This window comes from Hydrogenophaga sp. FW305-3-2-15-A-LB1 (assembly GCF_058787875.1).
Genome location: NZ_JBYTAE010000044.1, coordinates 12,686 through 31,523 on the forward strand (window position 1 = coordinate 12,686; position 18,838 = coordinate 31,523).

An 18,838-nucleotide genomic window follows, 5' to 3' on the forward strand; every position below is an offset into this window, starting at 1 on the left:
GGCGTCAGGGCGCCGGGCGCGCCTCCAGCACCGCCACCTGTGCGCCCAGCCGGTCCAGCAGGCGCAGGCGCGGGCCCTGCATGGCCCACTGTTCGGTGGTGGCCAGCGCGAACATGAAGGCGCGTTCGCGCTCCATGTCGGCCGCACAGGTTTGCAGTTCGCGGCGTGGGCCGCGCAGCATCTGCAGGGCCTGGCCGTTCAGGGTGTAGGTGCCGATGAGTTCGTTGCAGCCACCCGAGCCGGTCACGCGGCGGCCATCGCTGTTCAGGACGAAGTGCGGCGCCTTGGCCGGATCCTGCGCGGGCAGGGGCTGACCGTCGAGCGACACCAGCACCCAGCGCACGTTCTCGATCCTGGGCGCGGCGGGCTGCGCGCGGGTGTCGACCGGGCGCAGCAGCACGTCGGCATGGGTCGTGCCTGAGTGACCGAGCACGAGGTAGGCGCTGTCGGTGACGTACAAGGCCTTGCCATCCACCAGGATCTCGGCGCGCACCGAGTAGCTGCCCTTCTCCTGCACCCGCCGCTGCTCCACCGGCAGGCTGAAGCGCAGCGGCTGCGGGCCGCTGGCGGGGCCGGCGAAGTGGGCCAGCGTGACGGAGCCACCATCGGCGCGGGACACGTCGGCCACCGACACGTCAAGCACCGCGTTGGGCGGCAGGGCGATCGTCCCTTCGAAGCGGGCCGTGCCGGTCACCGTGTAGGACGGCGGGTTGGTGACGGGCGTGCCGCAGGCCGTGAGCAGCAGGCCGGTGGCCAGGGCGCCCAGCAGGGGACGGCGGGACACGCGTGGGCTGGAGAGGTTCGACATCGTCATCGGGAGGCTCCTGAAAAAAGGGATGGTGTGCGGGACAGCCACCCCATTGTGCTCAGAAGTGCCCGCTCCGCCTGTGAAAGCCTGCAACCGGGCTCAGGCCGCCGCGCCCAGGCGGAACACCGCCACCGCCCGGACCAGGTCTTCGGCCTGCTGCCGCAGGCTGGTGGCCGAGGCGGACATCTGCTCGACCAGCGCGGCGTTCTGCTGGGTGGTCTGGTCCATCTGCAGAACAGCCTCGCCCACCTGAGACACCCCGGCGCTCTGCTCGGCGCTGGCGCTGGTGATCTCACCCACCAGGTCGGAGACGCGGCGGATGCTGCCCACCACCTCCTGCATGGTGGTGCCGGCCTTGTCGGCCAGGGTGACGCCGCGTTCCACGCGCTCCACACTCTCGCCGATCAAGTCCTTGATTTCCTTCGCGGCCTGCCCCGAGCGCTGCGCGAGGTTGCGCACCTCGCCGGCCACCACCGCGAAGCCCCGGCCCTGCTCCCCGGCGCGCGCGGCTTCCACCGCCGCGTTGAGCGCCAGGATGTTGGTCTGGAAGGCAATGCCGTCGATCACCGCGATGATGTCGGCGATCTTGCGCGAGCTGTTCTCGATGCCCTTCATGGTGTCGACCACCTGGTTCACCACCTCGCCACCCTGCTGGGCCACGCTGGAGGCGCCCTGCGCGAGCTGGTTGGCGGTGCGCGCGTGTTCCGCGTTCTGGGTCACGGTGCTGCCCAGCTGCTCCATCGATGCCGAGGTCTGCTCGAGCGCGCTGGCCTGGCTTTCGGTGCGGCGCGAGAGGTCGCTGTTGCCCGAGGCGATTTCCGCGCTGCCGTTGGAGACGGCCTCGGCGCCCTGCCGCACGGCGTGCACGGACGTGGCCAACCGTTCGGTCATGGTGCGCAGCTTGGCCAGGGCGCTGTGCGTGTCGCCCTCGCGCACCCGCATGGACACACCGAGGTCGCCAGACGCCACCGCGTCGGCGATGCGCTTGAGTTCATCGGGGTCGGCACCGAGGGAGCGCACCACCTTGCGCAGGTAGATCGCCAGCCCGGCCAGCCCCAGGGCAACGACCACCACGGAGACCACCACGATGTTGCGGTCGAGCTTCGAGAGGCTCTCGATCTCGTCGATGCGGTAGGCCAGGCGCTCGCCCTGGCGCTTCTTCTCCTGGGCCAAGGGCTTCAACAGGGCATTGCGCGCGGGGATGGTGTGGTCCACCAGGTAGGCGAAGGCTTCGTCCTTCTTGCCTTCCTGGATGAGCTTCACGTTGGCCTCGCCGATGCGCCAGAACTCGGTCATGAGGGCCGGCAGGGGCGCGAAGGCCTGTCGCCCGGCGTCGTCGATCATGCCCTCGCCGAACACCTTGAGCGCGTCGAGCAGCAGGCGTTTCTTCTCGCCGATGTCCGCCAGCGTGGCGTCGAGTTCCTGGGGGTTGCGCGAGAGGATCGCGTGGCGCACCTGCAACGAGGTGCGGGTGACGTTGAGCTCCAGCTCGGCAATGATCTGCAGCTGGGGCACGTTGGTTTCGTTGATGCGTTCGGCGGCATCCACCACCCGGCCCATCATGATCCAGACCGTGGCCGCGACGGCCAGCAGCAGCACGACGAGCGTGGCATTGATGAGCAGCAGCCGCTGCCCCAGATTCAAGCGTTGCGACATGGGTACCTCCTCAGGTGGCCCAAGTCGAGTGGCAACTTTCAGAGCAAGGCACAACGCCGCAAGACCGGGCCAGCTCAGGTTATGCGGCTGTCAAGTGGTGCAATGCGGGAAAAAGCCGGGAGAAACAGGCCTGTTTCTCCCGGCGCAGGCGGGGCCGTCAGTGGGCAGCGGTGCCGCGCAGCCGGTCGATGATGCCGTTGAGGGCCTCCAGCGAGCCGAACTGGATCACCACCTCGCCCATGTCCTCGAAGCGGCCGTGGCGCTTCACGCGCTTCTTGACCCGCACCTCGACGTCCGCCGTCAGCAGGTCGGCCAGCTCTTCTTCCACCCGGCGAATGTCGCGCGATTTCTCTTTCTTGAGTTTTTGCGGCGCCAGCGCGAATTCGGCGCCCAGCTTCTTCACCAGGCCCTCGGCCTCGCGCACCGACATCTTCCTGGCCGCGATCTGGTTGCCGGCGGTGATCTGGTGGGCCTTGTCCAGGGCCAGCAGCGCGCGCGCATGGCCCATGTCGAGGTCACCCGCCATCAACATGGTCTGCACCGGCTCGGCCAGCTGCAGCAGGCGCAGCAGGTTGCTCGCGGCGCTGCGCGAGCGCCCCACGGCCTGGGCCGCCTGCTCGTGAGTGAGCCCAAACTCTTTCACCAGGCGTTGCAGGCCGTGGGCCTCTTCCAGCGGGTTGAGGTCTTCGCGCTGGATGTTCTCGATCAGCGCCATGGCGGCGGCGGACTCGTTGGGCACGTCGCGCACCAGCACCGGCACGCTGTCCAGGCCGGCCAGCTTGGAGGCGCGGAAGCGCCGTTCGCCCGCGATGATCTCGTACTTGCCGGCGTTCGGGCCATCGGCCAGCTGCCGCACCAGGATGGGCTGCATCACGCCCTGCACCTTGATCGACTCGGCCAGCTCGTACAGCGCGCCCTCGTCCATGCGGGTGCGCGGCTGGTACATGCCCGCCACCAGCTCGGTCACGGGCAGGCTGCTGGGCGCGCCCTCGGCGGCGGCCGGCGCGGCGGCGCCCTCTTCCACCTTGGGGCCCAACAGGGCTTCGAGTCCGCGGCCGAGGCCCTTGGGTTTCTTGGTGACCATGGGTCTTCTTCTTTCGAAAATCAGAGGTTCATGAGTTCGGCCAGCACGGCATGGCCGGTCGGCCAGTCGCCCAGGCCGGACTCGGCGTTGATGTGACCGGCTTCGCCCAGATCGACGAAGCGCGAGCCCCAGGCCATGGCAAACGCCTGGGCCCGCTCGAAGCTGCAGTACGGGTCGTTGCGGCTGCCCACCAGCACGCTGGGGAAGGGCAGGCGCTGCAGGGAGATGGGTGACCAGCTCGGCAACACGGGGCGCATCTCTTCCCGCTCGGCATCGCCCGGCGCCACCAGCAGCGCGGCCTTCACGCGATCGGTGTTCTTCGAGTGCGAGGCCCAGGCCGCCGTGTGCAGGCAGCCCAGGCTGTGCGCCACCAGCACGGCGGGTTCGTCGCAGCCCAGCAGCACCTCCTCGAGGCGGGCGATCCAGTCACCGCGCTTGGGGCGCATCCAGTCGTGCTGGTCCACCCGGCGGTAGCCGTGGCTGGCCTCCCAGCGGCTCTGCCAATGGTCGGGGCCACTGTTCTGCCAGCCGGGGAGGATGAGGATGTTCTGAGGTTTCACGTGAAACACCCTCCGCTCAGAGCTTGCCGATGCGCGCGACCATCTCCTGCGCGAAGGCCACAAAGGCCTGGCTGCCGCGGGCCGCCGGGTCGAACACCACGCCGGGCAGGCCGTAGCTCGGGGCTTCGGCCAAGCGGACGTTGCGCGGGATCACGGTGTCGAACACCTTGTCGCCGAAGTGGGCCTTGAGCTGGTCGCTCACCTGCTGCTGCAAGGTGATGCGGGGATCGAACATCACGCGCAGCAGGCCGATGATGGCCAGGTCCTTGTTCAGGTTGGCGTGCACCTGCTTGATGGTGTTCACCAGATCGGTCAGGCCTTCGAGCGCGAAGTACTCGCACTGCATGGGCACGATCACGCCGTGCGCCGCGCACAGGCCGTTGAGGGTGAGCATGGACAGGCTGGGCGGGCAGTCGATCAGCACGAAGTCGTAGGCATCGCCCACCTCGGCCAAGGCGGTCTTCAGGCGCTTCTCGCGCCGCTCCACCTCCACCAGCTCGACCTCGGCCCCGGCCAGCTCCCGGTTGGCGCCGAGCACGTGGTAACCGCACTTCTCCGAATACACCGCCGCCTCGGCCACCGAGGCCGACTCCAGCAGCACGTCGTACACCGACAGCGCCATCTGCCGCTTGTCCACGCCCGAGCCCATGGTGGCGTTGCCCTGGGGGTCCAGGTCCACCATCAGCACCCGCTGGCCCACCTTGGCCAGGCCGGCAGCCAGGTTGACGGTGGTGGTGGTCTTGCCCACCCCGCCCTTCTGGTTCGCCACACAAAATATTTTCGCCATGGTGCTGCTTCTTATTTGGAGAGGGCCAGCTTGATGCCGAAGCCGATGAGGAAGACCCCCGCCAGCTTCTCCAGCGTGCGGCCGATGACCGGGTTGGCGCGCAGGCGCGCGGCCAGGAAGTGGGTGAGCAGCACGGCCACCAGGCCATAGAGGAAGGTGAGAACGGCCACGGTGACGGCCATGGCGCCGAAGGTGATCAGGCCCTGGTGGCGGGCCGGGTCCACGAACAGCGGGAAGAAGGCCATGTAGAACACGATGGCCTTGGGGTTGAGCAGGGTGATGACCGCCGCCTGCTGGAAATACTGGCGCGGGCGGATGTTGAGCACCGGGGCGTCGCCGGGTTTGGCGGTCAGCATCTTCCAGCCCAGCCAGGCCAGGTAGGCCGCGCCCAGCCACTGCACCGCGCTGAAGGCCGCCGGGTAGGCCGCGAGCAAGGCCGCCACACCGGCCACGGCCAGCCACATCAGCACCTGGTCCGCCGCGATCACGCCGAAGGTGGCGGCCAGGCCGCCGCTCACCCCACCCTTGCTGGTGGAAGTGATCAGCGCCAGGTTCCCGGGTCCGGGAATGAGCAAAAAGAGGACGATGGCGGCCACGAAAGCGCCGTAATCTGCGATGCCGAACATGGAGGAACCCCGAGAAGTGGAGGGTCGAGTTTAAGCGCCCGCCACGCGCCGGCTGTGATGTTCAGGCAACAGCGGCGGGGCCCGGGCGCATCCAGACGATGCAGCGCTCGGCCTCCAGGGCGGGCACCTGCAGCTGTTCCACGTGAAACACATCCACCCCGGGGGTGGCGGCGTTCAGGGCATCGAGTTCATCCGCCGGGTGTTTGCCTTTCATGGCCATCCAGATGCCGCCCTCGACCAGGGCGCCGCGCGACCAGTTCGTGAAGTCAACCAAGGACGCGAACGCCCGCGAGCACACCACGTCATAGCCTTGACCGGAGAGGGCGTTGAGACTCTCCACCCGGGCATGCAGGCCCCGCAGGTTGGGCAGCTTGAGCGTGGCCGCCGCCTGCTGGATGAAGGCCGCCTTCTTGGCCACCGTGTCCACGCAGGTCACCTGGATCTGCGGACACGCGATGGCGATGACCACGCCAGGCAGCCCGCCGCCCGAACCCACGTCCAGCAGCTGCAGCGCCCTGCCCTGCGTCTGTCGTTGCAGCGGGCCGATGGCGGCCAGGCTGTCGAGCAGGTGGTGCGTCATCATCTCGGCCGGGTCGCGCACGGCCGTGAGGTTGTAGACCTTGTTCCATTTCTGAAGCAGGCCGAGGTAGTCCAGCAGCAGGTCCACTTGACGGGCATCGAGGTCGAGCCGAAGCGACTGCAGCCCGGCCTGCAGGGTGGTGCGCAGATCGCTCATGCGGCGGCGTCGGCAGGCAAGGTGGCAAAGCCCTTGAAGCCACCCTTTTTCAGGTGGATCAACAACAGGGAAATGCTGGCCGGCGTGATGCCCGAAATGCGGGACGCCTGGCCCAGGGTCTCGGGCCGGTGCTTGGCCAGCTTCTGCCGCGCCTCGAACGACAGCGCCGTCACCTGCAGGTAGTCCAGGTCGGCCGGCAGCTTCAGGCCTTCGTAGTGGGCGGCGCGCTCCACCTCGTTCTTCTGGCGGTCGATGTAACCCGAGTACTTGGCGGCGATCTCCAGCTGCTCCACCACCGGCTCGAGCAACTCGGCCAGTGTTTCACGTGAAACCTCGGGCGCCGCGTGCTTGCCGCCGTCCATGCCCACGAGGTCCGCGTAGGCCACACCGGGCCGGCGCAACAGATCGAACAGGTTGTGCTCGTGTTCGATCGCCTTGCCCAGCACACGCTCGCCCTCTTCCGCCGGCAGGTTGCGCGGGTTCACCCAGGTCGCCTTCAGGCGCTCTGTTTCACGTGAAACCGCGTCGCGCTTGCGGCAGAAAGCGTCCCATTGCGCGTCGCCCACCAGGCCCAGGCGGCGGCCGGCTTCGGTCAGGCGCATGTCGGCGTTGTCCTCGCGCAGCTGCAGGCGGAACTCGGCGCGGCTGGTGAACATGCGGTAGGGCTCGGTCACGCCCTGGGTGACGAGGTCGTCCACCAGCACGCCCAGGTAGGCTTCGTCGCGGCGCGGCAGCCAGGCCGCTTCGCCGCGGCACTGCAGCGCGGCATTCAGCCCGGCGAACAGGCCTTGCGCCGCCGCCTCTTCGTAGCCCGTGGTGCCGTTGATCTGGCCGGCGAAGAACAGGCCCTGGATCTGCCTGGTCTCGAAGCTGTTCTTGAGCGAGCGCGGGTCGAAGTAGTCGTACTCGATGGCGTAGCCCGGGCGCAGGATGTGCGCGTTCTCCAGCCCCGGCATGCTGCGCACCAGCGCGTACTGGATGTCGAACGGCAGGCTGGTCGAGATGCCGTTGGGGTAGACCTCGTGCGTGGTCAGGCCCTCGGGCTCCAGGAAGATCTGGTGGCTGTCCTTGTCGGCGAAGCGGTTGATCTTGTCTTCCACGCTCGGGCAGTAGCGCGGGCCCACGCCCTCGATCTTGCCGGTGAACATGGGGCTGCGGTCGAAGCCCGAGCGAATGATGTCGTGCGTGCGCTGATTGGTGTGCGTGATCCAGCACGGCACCTGCTGCGGGTGCATCGCCGTGCTGCCCATGAAGCTGAACACCGGCACTGGCCGGTCCGGATTCATGCCGCCGGGCACGCCATCGCCCGGCTGCTCGGTGCACTTGGAATAGTCGATGCTGCGGCCGTCCAGGCGCGGCGGCGTGCCGGTTTTCAGGCGGCCCTGCGGCAGCTGCAGCTCCTTCAGGCGGGCCGAGAGCGACACCGCCGGCGGGTCGCCCGCGCGGCCGGCCGCGTAGTTGTTCAGGCCCACATGGATCTTGCCGTCCAGGAAAGTGCCCGCCGTCAGCACCACGGTGCGGCCGCGGAAGCGGATGCCCACTTGCGTCACAGCCCCCACCACCCGGTCACCTTCGACCATCAGGTCGTCCACCGCCTGCTGGAACAGCCAGAGGTTGGGCTGGTTTTCCAGCGTGCGGCGGATCGCGGCCTTGTAGAGCACGCGGTCGGCCTGAGCGCGCGTGGCGCGCACGGCCGGGCCCTTGGAGCTGTTGAGAATGCGAAACTGGATGCCACCCTCGTCGGTGGCCAGCGCCATCGCGCCACCCAGCGCATCCACCTCTTTCACCAGGTGCCCCTTGCCGATGCCACCGATCGACGGGTTGCAGCTCATCTGGCCCAGGGTCTCGATGTTGTGCGTGAGCAGCAGCGTGGCGCAGCCCATGCGCGCGGCGGCCAGCGCGGCTTCAGTGCCGGCGTGCCCGCCGCCAACGACGATGACATCGAATTCCTGTGGGTACAACATGGTGCTTCTTCCGGGGAAATGCAGGCCCGGTGCGCCCGGGCAACCTGCGATTGTCCCACCGTTGGGGATTTCCTGCCCCTTCCACCCTCTCACGGAACGCAGGAATGCTGCGCGGCGGCGGTGCCAGAATCCCGGCCATGAGCACCTTTCCACCCCTCCTCGTCTTCGCGGGCAGCACCCGCGCCCAGTCCCACAACCGCCGCCTGGCCCAGGTCGCTGCCGACCTCGCTCGCGCCGCCGGCGCCCCGGTGACCCACCTCGAACTGGCCGACTTCGACCTGCCGATGTACAACGCCGACCTGGAAGCGCGCGGCACGCCGGCCGCCGCGATCCGCCTCAAGGAAATCTTTTGCGCCCACCCGGCCTGGGTGATCTGCTCACCCGAGTACAACGGCAGCTACACCGGCCTGCTCAAGAACACCATCGACTGGGTCTCCAGCCCCGTCAAGGGCGACTCCGAGTGGGGCGACGGACTCAAGCCCTTCGCCGGCAAGGTGGTGGGCCTGCTGAGCGCCTCGCCTGGCGGTCTGGGTGGCCTGAGAAGCCTGTCCCACCTGTCTCCGTTGCTATTGAATTTGCAGTGCTGGTTGACCCCGCGCCAGTTCGCGCTGGCGCGGGCGGGCGAGGCCTTCGATGCCAGCGGGCAACTGGCCGAGCCCGCGCGCCTGGGCGTGCAGGGCGTGGTCGACCAGGCGCTCTGGGCCGCGCAGCGCTTCAACAGCTGACCACCGCATGCGCTCAGCGCGTGCGCCGCAGGATCTCGTCGGCCAGCTTCTGGTACTCGCCGTTGAAATGGTGGTCCCCCGGCAGCGGCACCGGCGTCACCTGTGTGGTGGGCACGCGCGGGCAGACCGTGTCGCGGTCGTTGGTGCCGTAGACGCACAGCGTGTCGGCTGCCGCGAGCTTCTGCAGCTCGGGCTTGAGCGGCAGGCCGCCGCTGTCGCGCTTGACCCAGTTGCTCAGACGGAACTCGAACGACGCTTTCTCGCCCGGCCCGATCAGCACCGTGTGCGCCACCAGCCTACGCGAGCTCGCGGGCAGGCGCGGCACCGCGAAGGGCAGCACGTCCGCACCCTGCGAATAGCCGATCAGCAGCGCCCGGCTCTTCTTCCATTGCACGGCGAAGCTGCGCAGCACGCGGTCCAGGTCCTTGGCCAGACCCTCGGGCGTGCGCGCCGACCAGAAGTAGCGCAGCGAGTCCAGCCCCACCACCGGCACGCCCGCCGCCGCGAACTTCGCGGCCAGCTCCTTGTCGATGCCGGCCCAGCCGCCGTCGCCCGAAAGCAGCACGGCAAAGGTGTCGGAGGTGCCAGCGGAGGGCACGGGCACCAGGGGCAGGTCGGCCACGCCGGTGTCGGGCGGGAGCGCCGCGACAGCGGGCGCGCGGCTGAGCTGTCGCTGCGCATCGAGCAGCGAGGACGTGGCATCCGGGCCGGCCACGTTCACCAGCTGGGCACCGCGCACCTGGGCCACAAAATCCTGTGCCGTCGCCAGCGCGCAGGCCTTGTCTTCACTGTCGCGCAACACCGTCCAGGGCGCGTGCAGTTGCGGTGACGGCAGCAGCGTCAGGGCCGAGCTGTCGGCCCGGCGCGTGAAGTGCACGCCTTCACCCTTGCACAGCGGCCGCTTCACCGACAGCGTGGGACAAAAACCCATCGAGACCGCGCCGCCGAAGGTCTGGTCCGGTGCCTGCGCGAGCATCGCGTAGGCCAGCGTACCGCCCTGCCCCTCGCCCACCAGCAGCGGCGGGAAGTAGGCCGGCAGGCGCGCATACCCCTGCAGAAAGTGCGAGAGGTTTTCCAGGTCGCCATCGGGCAGCAGGCAGTCGCCGCCGTCCTTGGTCAGCGCGGCCAGCAGGCGCGGCGTGTGGATGCCGGCCACCAGCGCGCCCTGCCCGGCCAGGGCCTGCGCCTGGGCGGCCAGCGCGGGCGTCCAGCCGCCCTCGCCCGAGAGGAACAGCACGAAGGACTTGGCCTCACCCAGCGGCCGGTACAGCGACAGGTTCTTGAAGTTGCCGTGCGAAAGTGTTTCGGTGGTGGCAGCGGCCTTCGCCTGCGCGAGCGCCACCCCGGGCAACGCCAGGGCCGCCAGCAGACAGGCCGCGATGAGCGAGGTCCTGGTCTTCATTTGGAGATCACCTTGCGCAGGCCACCCGCGATCAGCGCGGCCACGTCGGCCAGGATGAAAAACGGCGCGAACCCACCCGGCGAGGCCAGGTAGCGCGGCTCCCAGACCGGGTCGAATTTTTCCTTGAACGCGCGCAGGCCCTGGAAGTTGTAGAAGTTCTCGCCGTGGTTGAACAGCAGCCGGCCCAGGCGGTGCCAGTTGGGCGCCAGCGGGTGCTGCGCCATGCCCGAGAGCGGCACCATGCCCAGGTTGAAGCGTTGGTAACCCTGCGCCTGGAAATGCAGGATGGTCTGCGCGAAAAGAAAATCCATCGCGCTGCGCGGTGCATCGGGCAGCTGGCGCATCAGGTCCACGCTGGCCTCCAGCTTCTGGTCGGTGCGCAGCAGCGTCGCGAAGGCCACGATGCGTTCGCCCTGTCGCACCACCGCCACCGGCTGGCGCAGCACGTAGTCGCGCCGGAACGCGCCCAGCGAAAAGGCTTTCTCCGCCGTCTGATGCTCGTTCAACCAGGCGTCCGAAATCAATTGCAGCTGGCTGAACACGGCCACCGCCTGCTCCGGCATCAGCACCTCGAAGCTCAGGCCATCGCGCTGCGCACGCGCCACGCCGTGGCGCAGGTTCGCGCGCGCCTTGCCCTGCAAGGTGAACGTGGGCAGGTCCACCAGCGCGCATTCGCCGAGCTTGTGCACGCGCAGGCCCGCGTCCAGGTACACCGGCAGGCCCTCGGGGCGCACCTGGTAGAAGGCCGCGCGCCCACCCGATTCGCGCGCCTGCTCCACGAAGCGCCACACCAGTTCGGCCCATTCATTCACCGGTCCCACCGGGTCGTACAGCGCCACCCACGAGCGGCCGCGCCGCCCGAACATGATGAAGGCGCGCTGCGTGTCCGACACCATCAAGCTCTTGTCGCCCATCATCACCAACCCGGCACCGGCCGAAGGCTGGGCGCGCACGATGCGCGCGGCCTGCTCCAGCGCGCCGCTGTCGGGCTTGACCAGCACCGCCTGCGGCCGGCGCAGCAGCCGGCTCAGCGCCACCGCGAGCGTGATCAGGCACACGGCCACCAGGGCGCGCAGCGAACGCGGCGCGTAACCGTCGAACTCGAACTGCCACCAGACCTGGTTCACGTAGTCCACGTCGCGGTACACGAAGAACAGCAACGCCGTGACCGCCATCACCACCGCCGCCACCGCGGCCAGCCAACCCCAGGTGAAGGCCTGCGAGAACAGCGCCGCGCGCCGGTTGAACTGCTTGCGCGAGAGCGCCAGCGCGCCCGCCAGCACCAGCAGCAGCACCGCTTCCGACACCGCGATGCCCTTGGGCAGGCACAGCACCAGGCTCACCAGCGCCAGGCCCAGCCCGGCCCACCACGACGCGTCCAGCCGCAGGAACATGCCGCGCGCCACGAACAGCAGCGCCAGCCCCGCGATGCTGCCCAGGAAGTGCGCCGCCTCCACCACCGGCAGCGGCATGTGGCGCGAGAGCAGTTCGGTGGCGCCCTCGGTGGCCGGCGTCACGCCCGAGACCAGCAGCACCACGCCCACCACCCAGGTGAAGGCCGACAACAACAAGGGCGAGAGGCTCGCCGCCGCCTTCACCACCGGCGTGGCCGCGCCGCGCTGCCATTCGGCGCCCGCCAGCATCGCCACGGCCAACGCCAGCGGCAGCAGGTGGTAGACCACGCGGAACATCACCAGCGCGGCGGCCAGCTGCTCGGCCGGCACATGGTGGCCCAACGCCAACAGCATCACCGCCTCGAACACCCCCAGGCCGGCCGGCACGTGGCTGATCACGCCCAGCGCGATCGCCAGCGCGAAGAAGCCCACGAAGGCCGGAAAGGCAATGGCCCCGGCCGGCAGCAGAAACCACAAAGCGGCCGCGGCGGCCACCACGTCCACGGCCGAAATCAACAACTGCTGCAGCGCCAGCGACGCGCTCGGCAGGCGCAGCACCACGCCCCGGAACACCGTCTCGCCCCCGCGCCGGCAGAACCCGATGAACGCGCCCGCCGCCAGCAACACCGCCACCGCCAGCCCACGCAACAGGCCCGGCGGCGTGCCGAACACCGACTGCACCGTGCCCGCGCCCCACACCAGCGCGCCCGCACCCACCACCACGATGCCGATGCCGAACCCGAAGGCGTTGAACACGATGGCGCGCGAGACCAGGCCCGCTTCCAGCCCCGCCGCCCCGTACAGCCGCATGCGCACCGCGCCGCCCGTGAGCACGCCCAGGCCGATGGTGTTGGACAGCGCATAGGCGATGAACGCGGTCTTCGCCACCACGCGCTGCGGCAGCTGCGCGCCCGCATAGGCCAGGGCCGTGCGGTCGTAGAACGTGAGCGCGAAGTAACTCGCTGCGGTGGCCAGCACCGACAAGGCGAGCGCCGTGGCCGGTGTGGCGCGCACCGCGTCCACGATCTCGCCGTAGCTCAGCTCGGTCATGAGCTTGTGGCCGGCCTGCAGCAGCAGCGCACCCAGCAGCACGGCCAGCGCCGCATACACCCACAGGCGCCACTGGCTCAGACGGGACACCAGCGTCTCGGGGGTGGCGGTGGTCACGGGCATGAAGGGATGAACGTGTTCCGGTGAAAGGCAAGGGCACCCAGGGGCACCAGCGATGGACCAGTGTAAGCCCCTGCCCGCGCGCGACAATGCCACCCATGCTCCCCCCTGCTTCCGCCATGGCCTGCCGGCCCGGCTGCGCCGCCTGCTGCACCGCGCCGTCGATCAGCAGCCCCCTGCCCGGTCTGCCCCATGGCAAGCCTTCCGGCATGCCTTGCCCGCACCTCGATGCCGCGCTGCGCTGCCGCCTGTTCGGCCGGCCCGAGCGCCCGGCCGTGTGCGGCTCGCTGCAACCGCAGGCCGCCATGTGCGGCAACAGCCGGGAACACGCGATGCACTGGCTGGGCGAACTTGAACGGCTGACGCAGCCCGCGCGCTGAAGCGCGCTTCGCGCTCCCTGTGCTGGACGCGCAAAAAACGGCCCGCATCGCGAACCACCGGGATAGCCCCCGCACTCAAGCCTTCGTGCCCGGCCGTGGCGCGCTGAGTGCGCACCCAGGCCACCCCCCGTGCGCAAGCCCGCTGCGCACCCGCAGCTTCGACAGACCCCTCGTCGCGATGAAACTCGAATCTCCTCCTGCAACCCCACAAGGCCCCGATGCCTTCGGCCCCCTCATCAACGCCACTTGCGAACTGGTGGGCGTGGCGCCCGCCACCGCGTGGCTGGATCTGCCCATGAAAGACTACCGATGCGCCACCTTCCAGGTGGACGGCGTCGAGTGCCTCGTGAGCCACCGCTCGATCGACCCCGAGGCCTTGTTCATCCACTGCGTGTTCGGGCCAGTGCCCGAGGTGCGCAGCGCCGATGCCCTGCTCAGCCTGCTCCAGTTGAACCTGACCCTGTACGGCCGCGGTTCGCCCACCTTTGGCGCGGACGCCGAGCGCAACCTGCTGCTGTGCATGGAAGAGCACCTGCAAGACCTGCGCGCCGAAGACCTTGCCCAACGCCTGGAAAACCTGGCGACACAGGCCATCGGTTGGAGAAAGGTCTGGTTGGCGCATGGGTAACAAGGTCTCTGCCCCCCTCACACATCCGATCTACGGGCCGATCTATCCACTCACCGTCTCCCCCCACAGTGCCATTGAGATCGGCGACATCTTGGCGGTGGCGCTCTGGACGGGCTTGCGCGACATGTCCGCCAGCATCATCTCTTCTGGGGTGGGGTTTGCCGTCACCTTGAGTGCCCGCATCCTGTGTCACGGCGTGCCGCAAGTGCAGCAGGAGTCCACCGCCCAGAGACTGGCCCAGATCCTGGGGACGGAGGAAAACCAAGACCGCTTTGAGGGAGTGCCGGGGGCGCATCACGGCATCGCGGCCATCAGCGTTGTAGCGGTGGCTTTCGCGGGTTTTTTCTTCGGCTCGGCCGGCACCTGGGAACGGCGCTCGGCAAGAACCTGGATCGGCGTCGGGACCGCCGCCGTGGGCGTCGCCCTCACCCTTGCCTCCGTCTACAGGCAGGAAAGCGACCTGTCGAGGACGGACACCGCGACCAACTACCTCGGCATGGCCATCGCCGCACTGACGCGCGACTTCATTCAGGCTCAGGCCGGCCGCATTTTTCCTGAAGTTCGTCTGCATCCAGAGCGCGCTCTGCGTTGGGCATTGAATGCAAACACCAGAACCCACCTCCTGCGATTGGGCACCCACATGGTGTTGTATGCGGGGATGAGCATCACGTTGAGCCGTTGGGTGGCCCTGCGCAACCTCCTGCACCCCGACTACAGTGGCATGAACCGGGAGCTTGGGATGTTTTCGAGCGACTCATGGAGGACCTTCGCGTTTCGCGGCCTCAACGAGGGAATCGACGGGGCCGTCGGCGTCATGCTGCTTGCCTGCTTCTTCCATGGGCATCTTCGGCGAGGACACGGCTGGCTCACCGGACCCGGCATCACCGTGAAAGAAGTGGCGCGGCGGGGTGGCTCGCGCGTCGCCATGAACCAGCCCGTCAGCGCCATCCAATCACTGATACCTTCCAAAGACTGGTACCTCGCGGCGTTGCAGGGCGTCACGGTGCTTCGCGGCGCCGTGCTCAACCTGGAACCGACGTGGCCCGGCACAGCCGGCGGCGGCGACTGTCTTCTGCACGCCGCTGCAGACGTCCTCGATGGCGGCGAGTGGAGGTGCGACGCCGCCCGCATCAGGGCAGCCCTGTGCAACCAGATCCGCCGATTGGCGCAGAACAGCGCCGATTCTGCGGAAAGTCTCAACTTGGTGGAGCACCACCTGGAACAGGCCGTCTCTCAGATGCGTGCGGATGCCGGAGAGCCGGCATATGCGGTTCTGGACGGCAACCGCCTGCTTGAAACCCTGCCGGAGACACTGCGAAGTGAACTCGAAGCATCCAGGCCCGAACAACACCCCTTGGTGGCAAACAGATGGCTGAACGAGGAGAGTCAAAGAGCTGCCTTGCTGCACTCCGTTGCCCGCTACTACGAACAAGACGGGTGCTATCTGCCCACGCGGGTGCTTCCGTGCCTGGCCCGGGTGCTGAATCGCCCCCTCGCACTGCATGGGGAAAGCACCACCGTCATGTACGACGCCGAGGGGAATGCCCTCAACGACCCTGCCGAAAACATGGTTCACATCCGGCACCGACTTTCGATTCACGGTGAGGCGGGCGATCACTTTGAACGCATCGAGGCGTCCTCCGCTCGACGTCGGGAGAACGGAGAACTGCAGAGTCCGCAGGAGACAGATTCGCTAACCCAGTCCGGGAATACGGCCGGCACGAAAAGCTCCATGAAGGCCTCGCACCAGCACATCGAGCTAGCCATTGAGTCGGAAACCCAGCTCCACGTCGGCCACGGCAATGAGTCCAACAACAACGCACGTCAACGGACAACGCCGAGAAGCGGACAAGGGCAACACAATCAGCGGACGGATTCCATGAACGGGGAAAGTCGGGAGCAGCACGAGAAGACGGACTAGCGTGGCAAGCCCGCCACGCACAGGTGACAGCGGCCCCGCAGGGCGCGCGATAGCATGGCCGTCCTGCCCCACGGAGCGCTTCGCATGCACATCCCTTCCTTGAAAGAAGTCGTCAGCGACGAAGAATGGGCGCTGCGCTGCGACCTCGCCGCCTGCTACCGCCTCGTCGCCGCCTACGGCTGGAGCGACCTGGTCTTCACCCACATCAGCGCCAAGCTGCCCGACAGCGTGAGCGGGGGTGAACACCAGTTCCTCATCAACCCCTACGGCCTGATGTTCGACGAGATCACGGCCAGCAGCCTGGTCAAGGTCGACATGGCCTGCAACAAGCTGCACGACTCGCCCTTCCCGGTGAACCCGGCCGGCTTCGTGATCCACAGCGCCGTGCACGAAGCGCGGTCCGAGGCCGGCTGCGTGCTGCACACCCACACGCGCGCGGGCGTGGGCGTGAGCGCGCAGAAGGCCGGCATCCTGCCCATCAGCCAGCAGAGCACCTTCGTGCTGGCCTCGCTGGCGTACCACGGCTACGAGGGCGTGGCCTTCCGCCCCGAGGAGAAGCCGCGCCTGCAAGCCGACCTGGGCCAGGCCAACTACCTCGTGCTGCGCAACCACGGCCTGCTCACCGTGGGCCGCACCATCGCCGACGCCTTCCTGTCCATGTACACCTTCGAGAACACCTGCCGCATCCAGATCGACGCGCTGGCCGGCGGCGGTGAACTCACGCAGGTCGATCCCCGCATCCTCGCCGGCATGGCCGACGTGATGCGCATCGCCACCGCCGGCCAGGGCGCGCAGCTCGCGTGGCCGGCGCTGCTGCGCAAGGTGGACAAACTCGATCCGGGTTACAAGACCTGAGGCCCAGAAGCGGCGCGCAGATCAGGTAGGCGACGCCACAAACGCCGCCATGCCTTCGAGCACGGTGCGCAAACGCATCAGCTCCCGCGAGCCGTCCAGCCGCTTCGACCACGCCGCGATGCGCGAGACGCGCTGCAAGCGCGGCAGCAGGTGGGCGATGAAGGCGCGCAGCGCCGGTCCGCCCGTGCCGCCCTGCTCATAGGCCTGCAGCACGGCGAGCACCGCGCCGGGCCCCAGCGGTTGCAGGTAGCGCGCCAGCGAGAGCAGCATCTGCAGCACGTCGTAGACCTGCACGGTCTCCAGCGCCATGCCCGGGCGCAGGCGCTCCTCGAAGTCCAGCCGCGCGAAGCGCCGGCCGTCCCAGGTGGTGTTGCGCAACTGGGCCCCACCGTGCCACTGGCCGCGCGCGTGGAAGGCCGCGAGGTCGGCGCTGGCCGCCACCATCAGCGGCAGGCGCTCGCCCTCGGGCCGGCGGTGCAGCTGCAGGTCCACCGTCTCGCCGATGTCGCCGGTGGTGAGCGTGAACCCGTCGAAGGCCAGCACCGGGGGCACGTGCTCACCAGCAGCCGCCAGGGCCACGAGGCGCTCGTGTTCATACGCCAGCAAGGCCCGGGCGTCGGTCTGGCGCACGGCGCGCCAGGGCACGGGCACGTCCACGAAATGCGCGAACACCCAGATGCCCAGCGACTTGGACCAGCTGCGCAGCGGCCGGTCGGCGGTCTTGGTCCAGGTCTTGGCGGGGGGGGTGGTCGGTTCGGGCAGGCTCACAAGGGCGCGATTATCCCGAAACCGGCCGCGCCGGCTAGGGCGCGTCGGCGTAGCGCCGCAGCTCCCACTCGCTCACCTGCTGGCTCCAGGCCGCCCATTCGTCGTGCTTGAGCGCCAGGAACTGCGCGCAGAAGGCAGGGCCGACGGCCTCGCGCAAGGCCGCGTCCGCCGCCAGGGCGTCGAGCGCGGCGAGCAGGTCGCGCGGCAGGCGCGCGGGCAGGGCATCGCCCATGGCGTGGCGCTCGTAAAGGTCGTCCTCGCAGGGCGCCACCGGTGGCAGCGCCTGGTCGATGCCCGAGAGGCCCGCGGCCAGCGTGGCGGCGATGGCCACGTAGACGTTGCACGCCGGGTCTGGCAGGCGCCATTCCATGCGCCCGGCCACGCCACGCACGAGGCAGGTGCGGTTGTTGTCGCCCAGGGCCTTCCACACCGGCGACCAGGTGGTGCCCGAGGCGCTGCGGCTCGCGGCCAGGCGCTTGTAGCTGTTGACCGTGGGCGCGCACAGTGCGGCCAGCGCGTCGGCGTGGTGCAGCAGGCCGGCGGCGAAGCGCTGGCCGGTCTCGCTCAGGCCCAGCACGCCGGCCGGATCGGCCATCACGGGCCGGCCTTGCTCATCCGTCAGGCTCAGGTGGAAATGCAGGCCGCTGCCCGGCGCGTGCGCCAGCGGCTTGGGCATGGTGGAGAACACCAGACCGTGCTGACGCGCCACCGCCTGCGCGGCGAGCTTGAAGAGCTGGTAGCGGTCGGCGGCGGCGAGCGCGTCGTCGTGCCGGTAGTTGATCTCGTACTGCCCGCTCGCGTCCTCGTGGTCGATCTGCTCCAGCTGGAAGCCCAGCGCCTCCAGCGTGCGGCGCATCTCGTCGAGAAAACCGAAGTTGCGGCCCATGGCCTGCAGGTCGTAGGACGGTTTGGCGAGCCGGTCTTCCCCATCGGCCACGCGCCACTGGCCTTGCGCCTCGCGCTGCAGCAGAAAGAACTCGGGCTCGATGCCGACCCACAGCGTCCAGCCCCGTTCGGCTTTCAGGCGCGCCACCTGGCGCTGCAGCACCTGGCGCGGGCAGGTGTCCAGCGGCTCGCCGCCGGCGTAACCGTCGCACACCGCGTGCGCCACGCCCGGCATGAAGGGCATGGGCCGCAGGCTCTCGGGCCGCACCCGGCCCATGTACTCGCTGCGCGCGCCCATGCGCGGCAGGCCGGTGCCCGCGATGCTGGGACCGGAGAAACCGGCGCCCTGCTCCACCGCCTGCTGCAGGCGCTCCAGCGGCACGAGCTTGCCCTTGGGCGCACCCAGCAGGTCGGTGAAGGTGGCCAGCACCGAATGGATGCCCTGCGCGCGCAGGACCGCGACGCGTTCCTCCAGCGTGGCCACCAGGC

The 18,838-nt window shown here is 68.9% G+C and carries 17 protein-coding genes; 5 read left to right on the forward strand and 12 right to left on the reverse strand.

The annotated features are described in order from the left end of the window. Positions 1-4: 4 nt before the first annotated feature. The 8 genes from AC3WPZ_RS14795 to mnmG all read right to left on the reverse strand — a co-directional run bounded on the left by AC3WPZ_RS14795 (position 5) and on the right by mnmG (position 8,221). Positions 5-814, reverse strand: coding sequence for a YbaY family lipoprotein (locus AC3WPZ_RS14795; RefSeq protein ID WP_492434549.1), 810 nt, complete (start codon positions 812-814; stop codon positions 5-7). Between the two features lie 93 nt (positions 815-907). Further along, positions 908-2,464, reverse strand: coding sequence for a methyl-accepting chemotaxis protein (locus AC3WPZ_RS14800; RefSeq protein WP_492434548.1), 1,557 nt, complete (start codon positions 2,462-2,464; stop codon positions 908-910). Between the two features lie 157 nt (positions 2,465-2,621). Continuing rightward, the gene (locus AC3WPZ_RS14805) at positions 2,622-3,548 is read right to left on the reverse strand and encodes a ParB/RepB/Spo0J family partition protein (protein ID WP_382322677.1); all 927 of its coding nucleotides are present in this window, start codon (positions 3,546-3,548) and stop codon (positions 2,622-2,624) included. 20 nt (positions 3,549-3,568) lie between these two features. Beyond that, entirely contained in the window at positions 3,569-4,108 is a 540-nt protein-coding gene (locus tag AC3WPZ_RS14810) for an RBBP9/YdeN family alpha/beta hydrolase (protein WP_382322676.1), read from the reverse strand. A gap of 16 nt (positions 4,109-4,124) precedes the next feature. Next, on the reverse strand, positions 4,125-4,895 hold the full coding sequence (locus AC3WPZ_RS14815; RefSeq protein WP_297399002.1) for a ParA family protein: 771 nt from the start codon (positions 4,893-4,895) through the stop codon (positions 4,125-4,127). An 11-nt stretch (positions 4,896-4,906) separates the two neighbouring features. Further along, positions 4,907-5,521 carry a LysE family transporter gene (locus AC3WPZ_RS14820; RefSeq protein ID WP_382322675.1) on the reverse strand — a complete coding sequence of 205 codons (615 nt, stop codon included), beginning with the start codon at positions 5,519-5,521 and terminating at the stop codon, positions 4,907-4,909. Positions 5,522-5,582: 61 nt separating this feature from the next. Beyond that, entirely contained in the window at positions 5,583-6,257 is a 675-nt protein-coding gene (rsmG, locus tag AC3WPZ_RS14825; RefSeq protein WP_492440283.1) for a 16S rRNA (guanine(527)-N(7))-methyltransferase RsmG, read from the reverse strand. Continuing rightward, the gene (gene mnmG, locus AC3WPZ_RS14830) at positions 6,254-8,221 is read right to left on the reverse strand and encodes a tRNA uridine-5-carboxymethylaminomethyl(34) synthesis enzyme MnmG (RefSeq protein WP_382163535.1); all 1,968 of its coding nucleotides are present in this window, start codon (positions 8,219-8,221) and stop codon (positions 6,254-6,256) included. The genes rsmG and mnmG overlap by 4 nt, the downstream gene beginning before the upstream one ends. Positions 8,222-8,358: 137 nt before the next feature. On the opposite strand from mnmG, the gene AC3WPZ_RS14835 reads away from it, so the two are divergent. Then, positions 8,359-8,946, forward strand: coding sequence for an NADPH-dependent FMN reductase (locus AC3WPZ_RS14835; RefSeq protein ID WP_492440285.1), 588 nt, complete (start codon positions 8,359-8,361; stop codon positions 8,944-8,946). A 13-nt stretch (positions 8,947-8,959) separates the two neighbouring features. Here AC3WPZ_RS14835 and AC3WPZ_RS14840 read toward each other — a convergent pair whose 3' ends face one another. Both AC3WPZ_RS14840 and mprF read right to left on the reverse strand, forming a co-directional pair. Further along, positions 8,960-10,348, reverse strand: a complete 1,389-nt coding sequence (locus tag AC3WPZ_RS14840; protein ID WP_492440287.1) for a virulence factor family protein — start codon at positions 10,346-10,348, stop codon at positions 8,960-8,962. Then, positions 10,345-12,915, reverse strand: a complete 2,571-nt coding sequence (mprF, locus tag AC3WPZ_RS14845) for a bifunctional lysylphosphatidylglycerol flippase/synthetase MprF (RefSeq protein ID WP_492440289.1) — start codon at positions 12,913-12,915, stop codon at positions 10,345-10,347. The genes AC3WPZ_RS14840 and mprF overlap by 4 nt, the downstream gene beginning before the upstream one ends. A gap of 116 nt (positions 12,916-13,031) precedes the next feature. On the opposite strand from mprF, the gene AC3WPZ_RS14850 reads away from it, so the two are divergent. The 4 genes from AC3WPZ_RS14850 (at position 13,032) to AC3WPZ_RS14865 (ending at position 16,696) form a co-directional block, all read left to right on the forward strand. Continuing rightward, positions 13,032-13,292, forward strand: a complete 261-nt coding sequence (locus AC3WPZ_RS14850; RefSeq protein ID WP_492440308.1) for a YkgJ family cysteine cluster protein — start codon at positions 13,032-13,034, stop codon at positions 13,290-13,292. A gap of 178 nt (positions 13,293-13,470) precedes the next feature. Then, positions 13,471-13,920 (forward strand): CesT family type III secretion system chaperone, encoded by a 450-nt coding sequence (locus AC3WPZ_RS14855; RefSeq protein ID WP_492440291.1) that lies wholly within the window; start codon positions 13,471-13,473, stop codon positions 13,918-13,920. Beyond that, complete coding sequence (locus AC3WPZ_RS14860) at positions 13,913-15,841, forward strand: OTU domain-containing protein (protein ID WP_492440293.1); 1,929 nt, start codon at positions 13,913-13,915, stop codon at positions 15,839-15,841. The genes AC3WPZ_RS14855 and AC3WPZ_RS14860 overlap by 8 nt, the downstream gene beginning before the upstream one ends. A gap of 84 nt (positions 15,842-15,925) precedes the next feature. Continuing rightward, complete coding sequence (locus AC3WPZ_RS14865) at positions 15,926-16,696, forward strand: class II aldolase/adducin family protein (protein ID WP_492440295.1); 771 nt, start codon at positions 15,926-15,928, stop codon at positions 16,694-16,696. A 21-nt stretch (positions 16,697-16,717) separates the two neighbouring features. Here the strand turns inward: AC3WPZ_RS14865 and AC3WPZ_RS14870 are convergent, their stop codons facing one another. Then, the gene (locus AC3WPZ_RS14870; protein ID WP_492440297.1) at positions 16,718-17,464 is read right to left on the reverse strand and encodes a BUD32 family EKC/KEOPS complex subunit; all 747 of its coding nucleotides are present in this window, start codon (positions 17,462-17,464) and stop codon (positions 16,718-16,720) included. A 34-nt stretch (positions 17,465-17,498) separates the two neighbouring features. Then, on the reverse strand, positions 17,499-18,833 hold the full coding sequence (glnT, locus tag AC3WPZ_RS14875; protein WP_492440310.1) for a type III glutamate--ammonia ligase: 1,335 nt from the start codon (positions 18,831-18,833) through the stop codon (positions 17,499-17,501). Positions 18,834-18,838: the final 5 nt, after the last annotated feature.